16 protein-coding genes and 1 pseudogene are annotated in these 14,371 nt (G+C 33.8%); 4 read left to right on the top strand and 13 right to left on the bottom strand.

The genetic code is table 11. The features are described 5' to 3' along the window. Positions 1 to 92 precede the first annotated feature (92 nt). The 4 genes from A5866_RS09520 to A5866_RS09505 form a co-directional block, all read right to left on the bottom strand. Entirely contained in the window at positions 93 to 1,553 is a 1,461-nt protein-coding gene (locus A5866_RS09520) for a DUF4822 domain-containing protein (RefSeq protein ID WP_086445560.1), read from the bottom strand. A gap of 709 nt (positions 1,554 to 2,262) precedes the next feature. Further along, complete coding sequence (locus tag A5866_RS09515) at positions 2,263 to 2,625, bottom strand: VOC family protein (protein WP_086443681.1); 363 nt, start codon at positions 2,623 to 2,625, stop codon at positions 2,263 to 2,265. 64 nt (positions 2,626 to 2,689) lie between these two features. Further along, positions 2,690 to 3,463, bottom strand: coding sequence for a helix-turn-helix domain-containing protein (locus A5866_RS09510; protein WP_086443682.1), 774 nt, complete (start codon positions 3,461 to 3,463; stop codon positions 2,690 to 2,692). 260 nt (positions 3,464 to 3,723) lie between these two features. Next, positions 3,724 to 3,936, bottom strand: coding sequence for a hypothetical protein (locus tag A5866_RS09505; RefSeq protein WP_086443683.1), 213 nt, complete (start codon positions 3,934 to 3,936; stop codon positions 3,724 to 3,726). Positions 3,937 to 4,446: 510 nt separating this feature from the next. Between A5866_RS09505 and A5866_RS09500 the strand changes: the two genes are divergently transcribed. Together A5866_RS09500 and A5866_RS09495 are read left to right on the top strand one after the other, a co-directional pair. Further along, positions 4,447 to 4,836, top strand: coding sequence for a hypothetical protein (locus A5866_RS09500; protein ID WP_086443684.1), 390 nt, complete (start codon positions 4,447 to 4,449; stop codon positions 4,834 to 4,836). Between the two features lie 133 nt (positions 4,837 to 4,969). After that, positions 4,970 to 5,305, top strand: coding sequence for a hypothetical protein (locus A5866_RS09495; protein WP_086443685.1), 336 nt, complete (start codon positions 4,970 to 4,972; stop codon positions 5,303 to 5,305). Positions 5,306 to 5,570: 265 nt separating this feature from the next. Here the strand turns inward: A5866_RS09495 and A5866_RS09490 are convergent, their stop codons facing one another. The 5 genes and pseudogenes from A5866_RS09490 to A5866_RS09470 form a co-directional block, all read right to left on the bottom strand. Next, positions 5,571 to 5,840: a hypothetical protein gene (locus A5866_RS09490; RefSeq protein ID WP_086443686.1), complete on the bottom strand. Its 270-nt coding sequence runs from the start codon at positions 5,838 to 5,840 to the stop codon at positions 5,571 to 5,573. Between the two features lie 12 nt (positions 5,841 to 5,852). Continuing rightward, positions 5,853 to 6,161, bottom strand: a complete 309-nt coding sequence (locus A5866_RS09485; protein ID WP_086443687.1) for a hypothetical protein — start codon at positions 6,159 to 6,161, stop codon at positions 5,853 to 5,855. Positions 6,162 to 6,175: 14 nt separating this feature from the next. Continuing rightward, positions 6,176 to 7,399, bottom strand: coding sequence for a hypothetical protein (locus A5866_RS09480; RefSeq protein ID WP_086443688.1), 1,224 nt, complete (start codon positions 7,397 to 7,399; stop codon positions 6,176 to 6,178). Between the two features lie 3 nt (positions 7,400 to 7,402). After that, the gene (locus tag A5866_RS09475; RefSeq protein WP_086443689.1) at positions 7,403 to 7,801 is read right to left on the bottom strand and encodes a hypothetical protein; all 399 of its coding nucleotides are present in this window, start codon (positions 7,799 to 7,801) and stop codon (positions 7,403 to 7,405) included. Positions 7,802 to 8,108: 307 nt separating this feature from the next. Continuing rightward, positions 8,109 to 8,441, bottom strand: a pseudogene (locus A5866_RS09470) (GMP synthase (glutamine-hydrolyzing)); the annotation flags it as partial. 147 nt (positions 8,442 to 8,588) lie between these two features. Here A5866_RS09470 and A5866_RS09465 point away from each other — a divergent pair. Further along, positions 8,589 to 9,005: a hypothetical protein gene (locus A5866_RS09465; RefSeq protein WP_086443690.1), complete on the top strand. Its 417-nt coding sequence runs from the start codon at positions 8,589 to 8,591 to the stop codon at positions 9,003 to 9,005. Further along, positions 8,989 to 10,245 (top strand): hypothetical protein, encoded by a 1,257-nt coding sequence (locus tag A5866_RS09460; RefSeq protein WP_086443691.1) that lies wholly within the window; start codon positions 8,989 to 8,991, stop codon positions 10,243 to 10,245. The genes A5866_RS09465 and A5866_RS09460 overlap by 17 nt, the downstream gene beginning before the upstream one ends. Positions 10,246 to 10,605: 360 nt before the next feature. Here A5866_RS09460 and A5866_RS09455 read toward each other — a convergent pair whose 3' ends face one another. The 4 genes from A5866_RS09455 to A5866_RS09440 all read right to left on the bottom strand — a co-directional run bounded on the left by A5866_RS09455 (position 10,606) and on the right by A5866_RS09440 (position 14,263). Further along, positions 10,606 to 11,241, bottom strand: a complete 636-nt coding sequence (locus A5866_RS09455; protein ID WP_086443693.1) for a hypothetical protein — start codon at positions 11,239 to 11,241, stop codon at positions 10,606 to 10,608. Continuing rightward, complete coding sequence (locus tag A5866_RS09450) at positions 11,242 to 12,312, bottom strand: cell division protein FtsK (RefSeq protein WP_086443694.1); 1,071 nt, start codon at positions 12,310 to 12,312, stop codon at positions 11,242 to 11,244. Continuing rightward, positions 12,312 to 12,629, bottom strand: coding sequence for a hypothetical protein (locus A5866_RS09445; RefSeq protein WP_086443695.1), 318 nt, complete (start codon positions 12,627 to 12,629; stop codon positions 12,312 to 12,314). Before A5866_RS09445 ends, A5866_RS09450 begins: the two co-directional genes overlap by 1 nt. A gap of 419 nt (positions 12,630 to 13,048) precedes the next feature. Next, the gene (locus A5866_RS09440; protein WP_086443696.1) at positions 13,049 to 14,263 is read right to left on the bottom strand and encodes a hypothetical protein; all 1,215 of its coding nucleotides are present in this window, start codon (positions 14,261 to 14,263) and stop codon (positions 13,049 to 13,051) included. Between the last annotated feature and the right edge of the window lie 108 nt (positions 14,264 to 14,371).

The following is a 14,371-nucleotide window of genomic DNA, read 5'->3' as shown; positions in this document are numbered from 1 at the left end:
TTATCGCAACAAGAAAATTGAAAAGACGTATAGCAAAGAGAAAAAGCAACTTTTATAAAAAATTTACTAAGTGCTTTTTCTCTGCTTTCGTTTTACACTTTAGGAGTCAATGTCCAAGTAATATTCGCTCCATACACGCCTGACTGTAACAAGTTTGTATTTCCAACTGTTAATTGTGGGTTCAAAGTTACTGCTTTTCGTTCATTGCTTCCTTCTTTATAAGCGACCGAAAAGGCTTGATATTCACCATTGTCATTCATCGTTACTTTCTCAGCAGTTGTTACAGATTCTTCTTGTGTAGAAGGGGTGAGTACAACACCTAAATTATTTAATAAGAAACCCTTATTTCCAAAAGGGCCATCAGATAACTTAGTACGAACATTCCATTCATTTTGTGAAGCTTCCCCAGTACGTGTATCAATAACACTGACTACTGCTTTTCCAGGTTCATTTTCTTCAACTAATGTTTGTCTATCTTTTGTATTGATTTTTGAAAAAATAATACTCGCTTCAGTATTGGCATTTTCACTAAATTTAACTGTACCTGAATTTGTTACACTTTCAACTTCTACTACTGCATTACTATTTGTTAGATCATCTTTATTTGGTACTTTAGCTGCTGGTTGCACAATTAATTCGTTTGCTGGATTAAAGGTGAATTCTAAGGGCTGTTCTCCAGTATAAGGTTCGTGCTCAACGGTGATTGGAATATCTTCACCCGCAGCGTTTTTACCCATTCTAGCATAAGTGAAACGGTTGTTATTAAGTTCTGTCAATTCTAATGTGGCTCCATAGCTGTTTGCACCCAATGAGATATGCGTTCGTTCTTTATTCCCGTTGATTACATCATAATAGCCAAAATCATTTCTTGATTCGCCTTGTGTGGTGAAAAATTCATATCTACCTGTTTTGCTTTCATAACGAGCTAATCCTAAAAACCCTTGGTTGTATGCAGAAACGTCATTACCGTTCTCATCAAGAGCTTTTGTTCCTTGCCATTTTGTTATACTTAAAATGGTTCTACCTGGTTGATCTGTTACAATTTCTCCAGTTTGTTTTGATAATACAGGAGGTTGTGAAGTAAAAGTCAATTCTCCGCTGTAAGGTACGTGTTCAACAAATACATTCCCTTGAGTGCCATCTTTTTGAACACCAGATCTGCGGTACGTAAACATATCTTTATCCAATCTTACCATGTCAACAACAACGCGATAGCCAAGCTCGGATAGTAAAATTCTTTTTTTGCCATCTTGCGTGACGAAAAAGATTCCTTTATCGCCACGGCTTACATTTGTTTGTTTGTCAAAAAATTCATAACGATTTGTTGTAGCGTCATATTTTGCTCTACCGATAAATCCACTATTTTGACTTGTTACATCATTACCTTGCGCATCGTAGACATAGGTCCCTTCCCAATTTGTTGAACCTAAAAGTTGGTTAGGTTCATAATCTGCAGCCAATGCAGTATGCCCGTTTAATACAAAAATAAACGTAAGCAACATTGTGATAAAAGATAAACTAAAGTGCTGTTTGTTCCTTGTTTTTGTGCTCATACTATAATTCCCCATTTCTAATTTTTATTTACTCAAATCAACGAGTGCCATTGATTTTAGCAATCCACATATAAAAAACGTGTTCCTTTTTTTATAGATAGCGCTTCTCATTTGCTTATCATCTATGTACTTTATATTACCTAATACGGATAAATAGACTATTACCAAAATATAAATTTTTTATAAACTCTAGTATGTAAATACCTTTCAAAGTAAATATTAGAGTAAAAAAGGTTTATCACTTTTTTTGGTAAGGATTTCCACTGAAAATTTGGAACAATAAAAAATGATTTGAATATTGCAGAAGTAGAAGGGGGGAGAGCTGGAGTTATGTCATTTGCAAGTAGATAATACTTTAAAACTCTGTGTGATAGGAAGATAGATTATTAGAGCCTTTACGTTTAGTGATATATAGCTTGATTTTTGAGCAAGTCGAATGAATAATAATATGCTTACTATAAATTGGACGAACAGTTAAGTATAGAGAAAAGGTTAGATAGATAGCGACAATAAAGCCTCAACCCCGTGGAATACAAAAGGTTGAAGCTTGTCGATCACTATTTTCACGTGAAAATCAATGTGATTTGTGTAATATAGAAAGGCAAGTTAACGTTATATCTGACTCTATTTGGGCATTATCTCAAAAGTTAAAACGACGAACCATTTAGTCGTCGTTTTATTAGCGTTTTGTTTATTAGATAAGCACTGTTTAGATCGACTCTTGAGTGTATAACCAATAGAACGATAACTTATTACCATCAGGATCAGAGAAATCAACGTATCGAAGGATATTCGCTACATCCGCTATCACCTCGTCAACGATTACACCAAGTGTTTTTAAACGCTCAAATTCTGTGTCTAAATCTTCTACTTCTAAACGTAAAGCATTCTCTGAAACATTCATTTTTTCTTCGAAAAGTTGAATCCAAACAGAACCAATTTGATACTCAATAATCCCTTCAACAGGGGTGATTTTCTCGTCGCTCATAAGAAGTTTTCCATACCAACTTGCAGCTGCCTCTAAGTTACTTACTGGTAGACCTACAGTAACACTTTTTACATTTAAACTCATAACTATTTCCTCCATTCCATCAACTTACGACTAGTTTATCATTTCACGGTCGAATAATATTGTTCTAGATTGTGTTCTTTAAACGAGAGATCAAAAGTTTCCCCACATTCACTAATATTGGTGGGTCTTCTGGGATCGGTTCTCTTAGCTTAATCGTGTAATGATTGCCAGAACAGATTGGAAAAGATAACCGTTCATCTTCTTTCCCCCTTAAACTATTGCCTAAGTTAAAGTAAGATAGAACATTAGTGGAACGGCTTATCCCACAAGCTAATAAATAATAGTCTCCATTTGGAATATTGTTCAATGTATTTCCGAGTAAATGTTTGGTTGCTACTCCAGATATAGGCAGATGATTCGGAATAAGTGTATGGAAAAGGCCAATAAATAGGATTCCCATCTCAAATCCATCCGGTACTTCAATCGTTACGGTGCAAAAAGACTGGCTCTTTTCTTCAAAATGTGCTATTGACTGATCCTTATCATCCGTTTCAAACCGTTTCATATCATCAAAAAGAGCACTCATTTCCGTTTTGTACGCTCTAGGAGAACTTCCAGTATATTTTTTAAAGGTATTCGTGAAACTGCCACTGCTTTCAAAACCTGCACGTTCTTGTAGGTCGAGTATTCGCTTTTCTTCATCAAGTTCAAAGATCGCCTTTTCAACTTTTAAACTAGAGAGAAATTCAGCAACACTGAATCCATTTATTTCTTTAAATTTCCGACTAAAGTGATGTTTATCATAACCAAAGTGAATGGCAATTTCCTCACTGGTCATTTTTCTACTAACCGCTTCTTCTGAAATGAAAGAAAGAATTTTAGGCATTTTTGATTTCATTTTTGTTCCTCCTTTAAAGAAAAAGCTTTGAGAAGTCCTATAAATAAGGGGGGCAAAACTTGTGGCATCATATCCACTCGATAAATTAATAGAATCTAGATGCTTGAAACCACTAGGGTAAAAGGATTTAAGCTAATTCAGCTATTCTGTTAAATGGTACTTTTCTAAATCGTCAATAGTAGGAATGTTTTTTTAATCTTTGAATTAGGAGAAGTGTAAAGGTTTTTGGTATCTATATAGTTATAAGGGGTAGTCATGAGTTAATTTCCTAAGACAAAAGTAAGAATATCATTTCTACTTTTCTTTCCATCATGAATGTCTTTTAGAAGCTGAACCATGTCTTTTGTTGGCTTGAATCCCTCGTACATACTTGAACCTAAAGAGTTCTTCATTATGGTATATTCTTTTTTTGTTTGAAATTGTACACCTTGAATGGATAATTCTTGTTCATTTAGTTCAATTTGAAATGCCATAATAACCCCTCCTTGTGTTTGGTCATTATACTATGTTTTTTAGCTATTTTCAAAAAGAGGGGAAATAGTTTGGTAAGTTGCTGAGAGTGTTTAAATCTATTGTTCATCAATATCAGTTTGGCTAAACTGATGAATTTTAAAATCCCATTTTGCGGCTAGGATTTTAAATCAAAATGTTTTTCAGTTTCGCTTTGCTTTTAAGTTTTTGTGTTTCTTGATCTAATATTTCTAGTATCCGTTCATGCTCATAAAAGAGGCTATCAAGAATAGAGTGATTATGGATGTTGTTTTTTAGTGAACTGAAGGTTTCGTGTCAATTTATGTAGATCTTGATAGGTGATCATTTTTACTGGTGAGCCATGTTGAACTTCCTCATTATTGTTGATTTTAATAGCATAGTAAACAAAAATGTATGATATGAGTATCTTAAAAAAATGAATAAATTTAAAGTAGTTTTTTTGAAAAGCCTTATTATGATATGATTTATTTATTATCAAGGGAGGAGAACGGATGAAAAAATTTTGTTTAATAGGGATGTTATTATTGTTGGTAGTAGGTTGTTCAAAGATTGGTAGTAATACTAAAGATACAAAGGATGAAGACTCACCAATTGTTTTGAAGTTTCAAGGTATGAAATTGTTTATTAAAAATGAGACAAAAGATATTATTACGATTTTAGAATCAGAGACTGAGTTTTCAATAAAGAAAGATAACAAATGGGAGTCGATTGATGAGACTCGCGGTCTTACAATAATAACAACAAATATTTTGAGTCAGGAAGAGACTGAATTGGATTTGACTAATGAACTTTCGCAGCTCAAGGAAAAAGAAGCTAAGGTAACAATCCATTACGAGCTTAACAGTGAGAGCAGAGAAGAAAGTATAGTATATGTCAAATAGGGAAGAAACAGAAGGAAATATATTTTCTGAGAAAGAAAGTAAAACGAAATACGTTGTTAAAAACTAGTATAAGTCGAAAAATCAATTGAATAAACTATAATTAATTGAAAACATTTTGTAAGGAGATATTGAGATGGAAACTATTTTTTCTTCAAAAGATCAAGTATTATTATTTTTGATAGTGTTTAGTTTGATAGTTTTTTTATTGGCGCTACTTATAGATAAGTCAAACGGATTATTTTTAGCTAGGAATCCATTTGATGCGAATAGCTATAAATCAGCTCCCGAGAATGAGAGCGAAAGAAAAGCTGGCAAGCTATTTGTAAAATGGACATATAAAGTAGTCTCAATACTTATTCCGTTGTTTCTTCTTTTTTACAGTAATGTGTTCGTCAAAATTACAGGTATTATTTTTATCATAGCTATTTTAGTTTATCAAAAGAGTAAAAGGAATAGGATGACAATGTAAGTAGCTTATAAAATAGTAAAGCATCAAATCAGATAAATCATGTACTATTTAATGATTTATTGGTTGCGGCAAAATAAGAACCATATAACTCTTTACTGTAAAAGAGTTATATGGTTCTTATTAATTATTCCCACTCAAAAATAAATTAGTTTTTCACAGCACGTAATAGTTGAGTTTACGCCATTTTAAGTGATTTGAGTTTGTTTAAAATGTACTCAATTTTAGTAGAGTGTTATCAAAGTGTTATCAATTTAATCATTGAATGCTAAGAAGATAGCTTATCTAAAGTTTGTTGTTGCTTCTCAAAAGCTTCTGTTACTTTTTTTCCAAACTGACCTTTAACTGCTCCTTCTAAAGTTTGAGAGGAAGAAGACAATGCCTTTTTAGCACTTTCTATGGCTGTTTCACCTTGCTTTTTAGATTCTTGTTTCATGTTATGAGATTTCTGTATCTTGGCTGAACCAATTGCTTGTACACGTATTTTTTCTAAATTCTTTTTTAACTCTTTCAATAATTTTTTTGCTAATTCTTCCAATAGAACAACTCCTTATTCTTTATTTGCTTTTTGGAGGTCATTTCGATAGTCTTGTTCAAGTTTTTCTTGTTGCTGATATAGCTGTTTTTTTGCTCTTGATAACGCTTCGTGATAGTCATTTTCTACTTGCATAATTGATTGTTTTACACGATCGAAAGGCTCGCTATCTATAGCTGATTGTTGAACAATTCGATAAATATCTGATAACGTTTCTTGTATCAATTGTTCTCCTGTTCGTTGCGTATTTTTTAGAATATCTTCATCTTCTTCTAGTTCACGGCGTTTTCGCTGATAATCGCCTGTAATCTGTTCCTCTTTCATCTATTAGCTCCTTTTTAAGGCTTTAATTGTTGCGCTAGTTGTTGATCTGTTTGAACCATTTTATCGATTTTACTTTTGATTTCTTTCGCTAACGATTCAAATTTTTCATCCATCGTTTTTGCTTTATTGATTTTTTGCTGAAAAAATTCTGTTGGTTCACCGACTATTCTTTGTTCAGTAGCTCCTATCGCCGATAAATTATCCTTCATTTCATTATCAGACAGTACTTCTATTTGAGAACGGGCTTCCCGTAATGTTTCTTGCCAGATATTTTCTGCATCTGTAATTGCATTTTGATATACTTTTATAGCATTAGCCATCGCATTTTGATAAGCTGCTCGCCCTGTATTAACTGCTAGTAACGCCTGTTGGTCATCTAAATAAATTTTCTCATTCTTTGATAGTCCGCCACCACTGGCAGTTAGTTTGGCTTTTAGTTGATCTAACATAGTCAATTGAGTTAAAAATCCACGCATCAGAAAATAACTAGCTTGTATCATAGATCCTTCGGAATTACCCAAACTATCTGATATCTTTAGCTGTCCTGTTTTTTTATCAAATTCCCAGCTGGTTAATTTATGACTATTACCATCTACCCATACAATTGTTCCAAAATCATCACTATTTCCCCATTTAGAATTGAAATCATTCCATTTCGTCACATCGTCATTTTTTTGCCGATAATTTAAAAATAAATGAGGATTTTCTTTCATAAATTTTTCTTCCGCTGGTGTTAAGGAGCGATATTGAAACCAGCCACTAAACACTGTAGCTGGGATTTGAAAATGAGCTCCCACTTTTAGCATATAAGCTGATTGGGAATAGCCAGATAACTGATTAATCGTCCAATTTGGATTATTATCAATAAGGTCTCCCACATACTGTAAAGCAACGTCTGCTTGAGGGGAACCATTGGGAGACATCCCTTTTAAAGCAGCTTTAAAATCTCTTCCATCGTCAGGATACGTTCCAGCTGCCACAACTGTTACTTGAGATATATCTGGTGTACCGTTTACTATCGGTGCTACAGCCATTCCTTGAAATCCATAATCTCCATCTTTTACTGAAAGTACTTTGAATTCCCCTTCTCCTGGAATCCTTACAATGTTGCGTTCATTTTTTTCCAATTGATTATCTTCTTTATCTGTGTATTTAATTTTATTTCCATTGTCTTTATAATCAGGATCAACTTTATAAACTTCTTGATTTAAGTCTTTTAATACCTTTTCTGTCGCCATTGATTAAAAACTCCTTTCCTCTTTATTAGAGAAAATAACTATAACCTTAGTCTCTGTTAGCCCCTTTTTCAAAACAGGCAATTCTCCACTTCCTAAATAGGACTCATCAATGTTATCTTTAGGAGACATACTTACTCCAATTTCTGAACTTACGCCATAGCTAGTTGATACTGTAACCATAACTTCCGTATAGCCTGTTAATTTATTTTCACCGTATTCCTCATCGAATTCAATTTTTGTCACATTCGCAAAGGTATTTTTAATTTGTTTTGCTGTTATTGTTTCCATTTTTATTATTTGTTGCTCTTTTCTTTCCTTCGCATTTTGATTAAAAGTAAACAAACTGACACCTCCAATTAGTATAAGTACAAGTAAAACAAGGAACCATTTTTTCTTTTTCAAAGGCTCATTCTCCTTTAATTATCAGGATGTTGGTACAGGAACAAATATGTAAAGAAAATGTTACTATAAACTCATTATCCCAATTAAATTAAAAAGAGTCAATCCTTTAATTGTGAGAAATAGTTAGAAACGGATTCATAAGAAATCATCTTAGTTATTGGAAAAATAATGTACGGCAAAATTTATGAAATTATTTTAAGATTGACTATAAAAATTACTTGTTGGTCGATTGGTTGTAAAATGATTACGCTATATCAAAAAAAACGTGTAGAACCTTTATGATTAAAGGGGTCTACACGCTTTTCTTTTACTCCCACTCAACAGTAGCAGGTGGCTTACTCGTAATATCATAAACAATCCGATTCACATGATCCACTTCATTCACGATCCTCACAGAAATCTTCTGCAACACATCCCAAGGAATTCTCGCAAAATCAGCTGTCATTCCATCAATCGAAGTCACTGCACGAATACCAACCGTATAATCATACGTACGACCATCACCCATCACACCCACACTGCGGATACCAGGCAATACAGTAAAGTACTGCCGAATATCACGATCTAAACCAGTATTGGCAATCTCTTCACGTAAAATCGAATCAGAGTTACGGACGATTTCTAAATTATCTTCCGTAATTTAATAAAGTATACATAAAAAAGACTTGACAATATTTAATATTTAAAATATTCTGAATTTATATTATGTAAGTTATAATGAACAAAATGGGAAAATTGTCATTGATGTAAGATTACATCTAGAACGAACTTCAAGGAGGGAGGTTAGTTGAATATAAAAAAAATTTGCATAGTATTAATTACTGTTATCGTAATTACTGTTGTTTATTTTATTTGGAATGCAAATCGACAAAAAGAAGTTGCGCGAAATGAATTACCTCCCTTACAAATTCAAGGAGTAGTTCAAGAAAAAGGAAATAATGAGTTCTCCATTAAGCTGTTGGAAGACGTAGAAAATTTAAAGAAAGGTACATCTGTCATAGTTAAATTTTCTGATGACGTTTTTGATGAATCAAATGCAGTGTTAAATGATTCGGAGATTCGTTTTTATATTGACAGTCTTAGAGTAGGAGAACATGTTACGATTTTTTATCCGATGGATAGAATCAGTACTAAAAAGCAAATAGAAATTAGTAGAATTTCAAATATAATCAGAGGGAGTGTTAAAGATGAAAATGAAAAATAAGAGATTAACGTTGTTGGTAGCTGGGTTAATGGGTATTTGTTCGCTCATGGGAACTGGATACGCCGAAGCAAGTGAATTTCAAGAGTTTTTAAATGAAGATACAACTGAAAAATATTCGAATGAAATAATTTCAGAGAAAGATGTTAAAAATTCTCCATTACTTAATTTTGAAAATAAAGAAGCCTATGCAAAAATTGCACTCGAATTTTCTAATAGTACGGATGTAGGGAAAAATTTTAAAATTTCAGAGATGATTCCTATTTACGATGGCGACAAAAATTTTATTGGGTATGATTGTCGGATGCAGATAGATAATAAAGACCATGGATATGTAATAGTAGATAATCGATTGAAAGAAGATTATATATCGGAATTTAATTTAAACGAAAATGCGACTAGTTTATTTAATAATCTGGTTGAAGTAATAGATGAGGAAACGGATGTCAATACGAATAATGTTTCAGTTGAAGAGAAAGTTATCATTTCAAATGAAGCTACCGTGTACAGTGTAAATATTGAAAATGTTGTTGCTAGTACAGCTACGGGTATAGAAGATCCAGAGAGTTTTATTGAAGAGTTGGAAAATCAAGATGCTAGCTATAGTAATCAAGCTTCTTATGGACATTCAGAAGATGCTATGACAAGTTATCCTTCTAATTCGGGATATTCTTATGTTGAATCATTTGGAGTTGGAGCATTTATCCCTATGTTACAAGGTGATGCTGAAGCCCACTCAGGTAAGTTTGCATGTTCAGTCACAGCGATGAGTATTATCGCAGAGAAGCTGGGTATCTCAAGAGGAGCAACATACGATCCTAAAACGATTAATGCAACTTACAACAAACTTTGGAAAGATTCAGGGACAACAACTTATAAGACTGCAACTAAATACGGTAAAACGATTTCCTATGGATCGACATATGATAATAAACTTATTCCGGCAATGAATAGTTTAGCTAGATCAAAAGGTAAAACTGTAAATTCTGCTCAAATTCAGAAACCTGTCTTTTCACAAATGAAATCTTATTTGCGAAATAATAGAAATTTTATTTTTGGGTATAGTGTTGTAAAAGGGTCAGGTCATTCAGTTGTCGTACAAGGGTATCATATTGGTAAGAAGACCACAGTTAATTCAAACTTCCTAATAATTGCAGATGGTTGGACTATGGGAGCAAGATATATTAACTTTACAGCCCACGGAGGGAATATGAGTAATACTTGCATGACAGCATTTTGGTAGGATTAAAAATAAATTATTTGTTTAATCTATATTGTTATGAATAAAAAAACAGAATTCTGTATTAATCAGAATTCTGTTTTTTTATTTTATTCCCACTCCACATATATTATGCTTACATAAACCGCTATAAATCAACGTTTATATGTCATTATTTTTAAGTTGGCAGGAAATTGGCAGGGGTTATTTTTTTACTACTTGATTTCCGTTAAATAGTACACTTGATTTTGTCGCAAAAGTAAATTGTACATTTCCAGACATTTGCTCTGCTAGAGTTTCATCATTTCGACTCCATAGATGTGCATATAGATGTTGTGGCGCTTTTTTGTTTTCGTTCCGAACAAAAGCGCCACGGGTGGGCATTCATTTGTTTCGTTTAGTACCAATCAACCATAACCCGAATTTTTTTCGCTCAAAGGTAGAGATGAGATAGTCAGGGTAAAGACTTGCCACATGTTCTTTAATTTGTTCTTCATGCTCTTTTAAGATTTTTTGCGCTTGTGACTCTTTGGGCACTTTGATAAATAACCGTAGTTGTTTGTTGGTGAGTTCAAGCACCGATTTATGAACGGCTCTGTTAAAGCGTGAAATGGTCTTGTTTTCCGCTGTTTTAGGGCGTTCCGATACCACTTGTGCAAGGGTGACGTTTTCAGTCGGTATAGGCTCTGACTGGGTTAAAAACTGTCTGAATCGTAAGGTTCCAATGAAGGAACCCCCTAAATTTATCAGGGAATCACTTTTTAGCCGGCAAACAGATTCGGGAAGCAATAAACCGATGACAATAAACGGAATCACGCTCACAATACACTTAGAAATGGTTAGACATTGCCCGAAAAGGTCATTCATAGCGTTCATTAGTCCGCTGTTATCTGTACTATTTATGAGGTGTCCTTGTGCAAACAGAAGCAAGAGCGTAAAGATACATGTAAGTAGAAACAACATGCCTAGAAATAACAAAAGGTTATAGATTCTCATAAGATACGATTTTTTCATGTTCATTTATAAAATTCCTCTTTCTGTATAAAATGTGGGTGTAAGCAAGGGTAGAACTTGATACGGGTGTTCACTGTCAATCACTTGTATCAAGCCTGTTCCTTTTCCGATTGGAATGACAATCCCCTCAGGGTTCAAGTCGGGAAATAAAAATTGGGTTGTTTTACTGCTGATATTGCCAATCTGAACCAATACATTTGCTTGTTCCCGTACACTGACAGGTACGGCGTTAAAATCAAATCGCTGTGACACTAGAACAAGGTGGCAACGGGTCGCACGTCCTAATAAAGCAATTGAACTAAGCAAGGACATAAAGGCTTCTTTGATTTGTTTGTTTATGCCCTCAGATATTGCCAGTACTTCATCAATCACAACCGTGACATGTTCAAATTGATGTGAAGGTTCATGATAAAGTATTTCTTGCCGTTCATAAATCGTCTTTAAGACAGTGCTTAATGCGTCGTTCACTTGACTAACAAAGTCACTTTTTGACCGATTACTTTCAGGGTGTATCACTGAAATATCATGACTTCTTGCCCAACGTGACGGGCTGTCAAATTTCGGGTCAATGATGATTAACTCTGATAGTGGGCGCAGGCATTCAAGAAGATAGGTCAAGAAATAGGATTTTCCACTGCCTGAATTGCCTGCAATCAAAAGACTGGTTACTTTTCGATAATCAATCGTCAGATTTTTCATGAGTGGTAGCTGATTCTTTGCCAATTGCTTGATATGATCCGAAAGATTCGGAACAATCAAACGGTCACTAATGCCTTTAAACCACGGAAAGAACAAAGCTCGTTGTGTGTGGATATCCTCTGTATCAAGGGGCATGAAATACGCCGAGTTTTGTTTTAATAGCGTATAACGAGGGTACAAGCTAGCATTCGCAATAATAAAGATTTTATGGTACAGATCATTGTCTATCAGATAACCCGCAGGAGTGCGGGGAACGAATAAAAATCCGTCCGCCCGAACCTCTACGAAAAAAGAATTTGTGTACGTTGATTCCCCATTCATGGATAATGCCATGTTCAAACTTTGGTTTAAATAACGTTCAAGGTCTTTGTCGTCCATTATTTCACAACCTTGAAGCCATCGGCTTTGAAATAGACGTTGTTTCTGATTTCGATTCCTTGTAAGTTGTCAAATTCTACAATGGATAAAAACGAGGGTAACGTTGGCTCTTTCTCAAATTTAACGGTAAAGGGATTTAAGCCTTCCTGTACAAACCATAGTTTATAACCTGTGATATTATCTGTGCGCTGTCTGTCAACATATTCATATTGTGTTTCAATAAATGATGTCGTGCATTGTGTTGGTACATCTGATTTGATAAATTTTTGTGCCGTTGCTTCTGAATAGCCGTTTGTTTGTGTAAAAGTTGTTTTCATAAGTGAGAACCTCCTGATTTTTTTAGTATTGTTTTGTTGGTGAAAAGCCCGAACCTGCAAATTCAGCTTTTCATGATGGATAACTTGCAGGCTATCCAGTGATTCATCAAAGTTTTATGCGCTGTTCTTTGATACCAGTAGGATATCCGATAGAAAGTTGGCAAAAGGTTGGTAAAAAGTTGGTTTTTCTTCCTTTGGGCGGTCTACTAGCAAAATATGCATGTTGTCTTGTGAAGAATCAGTAGTTGGAGCAATCAACTGTTGATAAAATTATTCTACCTCAATTCCTATACAAAAAAGTCCATAGAATTGGTGTTATTTTCGTGTCATTTGAACACCAATTTGAACACCTAAAAAAAAACACAAAAAAAGAGAGTAGCTAGCTTGTCTACTCTCTTTTGCTTTATGCAGTATCACTATTATTTTGCAAAATCTTCTAGTTCTTCCCATTTAATACAGTTAATAAAAATATTTTGGTATCTGACTAAATCATCAATGATTATTTCAAATACTTCATTGACTTTAACTTGTAGTAGCGTAGATGCATGACTATTTACAGTTAATACACCAGGGATTTTTCTATCTCTGCGGTTCAGTTCATGGAGCTTATCAAAAAAAGTCGGAGTGCTCATAACATAGTCAATAAATTCCTCTGCATCAACAATTCTAGTGTCATTAACAAATGGACTGCTTTCGTCAGTCACACCACGCACGCCTTCAAAAAATGTTTCTTTATCTAAGGCTTCAAGGTCTTCTATAGAAAGACGTTCCTTTGAAGCGTGTAAAAATCGAAAGGTTTCTTCCGCTAGTTTTTTCATATTTTCTTCTGTTCTATCTTCTTCTTCCAAATGGACATGAAAGCTTTTTATTGGAGGTAAGAACTCTTCTAAAGGGATATTTTTTAGATAACAAGGAGAAAATTTCTGTACTAAGGCTTCATCTATTAACCCTTTTACAATATATCCCATTTTAAAAATACTATCGCTTTTCAATTTTTCTACCATTTCAGGAAAAATAATTGTTGTAATATCTGATAATAGCCAGTTCATCACTTTTTCATTGATTCGGTTGAAATAGAATTTATCATTAAAAACGTCAGGAATTAATTTTTCTTCAAATGAACGAGTAATTTTTTTTTTGCAAAGCCTCCATATGATTTTATACATGGATAAAAAATCAATCGTTTCTTTTTCATCGGCTGTTTCATATGCTTGTTTTAATTCATACCATCTACCGAAATCAGCAAAAGCATAGGTCACATTTTTTATCGCAGCATGTAATGGCATAGGTAGGGATTCTATTCTTCTTGGCAATCCTAGCTGATTCATAAATCGATCAGGCGTTAGTGTACTAAATATCTCGAAAAAAAATAACAATAAATACTTTTCTGTTTCTTCTGATGTTCCAAAAATCAATTCAGCTTTTGGGATAGTGAAATATCGAGCATAATCATCTAATAGTGTATCTGAAATGAAGTTGCCGCTTTTTGGTAATCTCGCCTTTTCTATATTGAGAATCCTCGACTTTTGACCATGAGAAATAAGTTCGGGAGGAATTTTTCTGTATTCAGTGACTCGTAAGTCTTTTAATCGCTTCGCAATTTCGGGAATTAATATGTTTTCTAAATTTAGCATCTATTACCAACTTTCTATTTTTTTATCGGCAAAAATTGTCTTGACACATTTATTATAATATCGAACATTCGTTCTTGCAAAGCTTTTTTGAGGTATCTCTATTATTTT

Origin of the sequence: Enterococcus sp. 12C11_DIV0727 (genome assembly GCF_002148425.2) — a bacterium.
Classification (GTDB): Bacteria; Bacillota; Bacilli; order Lactobacillales; family Enterococcaceae; genus Enterococcus_L; species Enterococcus_L lemimoniae.
Note: the sequence above shows the minus strand (reverse complement) of the source record. Positions and strands in the feature narration are given on the sequence as shown.

Coding starts and splice junctions, on each gene's coding strand:
- A5866_RS09515 (WP_086443681.1), bottom strand. CDS start 2,625: ATGAGTTTAAATGTAAAAAGTGTTACTGTAGGTCTACCAGTAAGTAAC.
- A5866_RS09510 (WP_086443682.1), bottom strand. CDS start 3,463: ATGAAATCAAAAATGCCTAAAATTCTTTCTTTCATTTCAGAAGAAGCG.
- A5866_RS09495 (WP_086443685.1), top strand. CDS start 4,970: ATGGAAACTATTTTTTCTTCAAAAGATCAAGTATTATTATTTTTGATA.
- A5866_RS09485 (WP_086443687.1), bottom strand. CDS start 6,161: ATGAAAGAGGAACAGATTACAGGCGATTATCAGCGAAAACGCCGTGAA.
- A5866_RS09450 (WP_086443694.1), bottom strand. CDS start 12,312: ATGGACGACAAAGACCTTGAACGTTATTTAAACCAAAGTTTGAACATG.
- A5866_RS09500 (WP_086443684.1), top strand. CDS start 4,447: ATGAAAAAATTTTGTTTAATAGGGATGTTATTATTGTTGGTAGTAGGT.
- A5866_RS09440 (WP_086443696.1), bottom strand. CDS start 14,263: ATGCTAAATTTAGAAAACATATTAATTCCCGAAATTGCGAAGCGATTA.
- A5866_RS09480 (WP_086443688.1), bottom strand. CDS start 7,399: ATGGCGACAGAAAAGGTATTAAAAGACTTAAATCAAGAAGTTTATAAA.
- A5866_RS09505 (WP_086443683.1), bottom strand. CDS start 3,936: ATGGCATTTCAAATTGAACTAAATGAACAAGAATTATCCATTCAAGGT.
- A5866_RS09455 (WP_086443693.1), bottom strand. CDS start 11,241: ATGAACATGAAAAAATCGTATCTTATGAGAATCTATAACCTTTTGTTA.
- A5866_RS09520 (WP_086445560.1), bottom strand. CDS start 1,553: ATGAGCACAAAAACAAGGAACAAACAGCACTTTAGTTTATCTTTTATC.
- A5866_RS09445 (WP_086443695.1), bottom strand. CDS start 12,629: ATGAAAACAACTTTTACACAAACAAACGGCTATTCAGAAGCAACGGCA.
- A5866_RS09460 (WP_086443691.1), top strand. CDS start 8,989: ATGAAAATGAAAAATAAGAGATTAACGTTGTTGGTAGCTGGGTTAATG.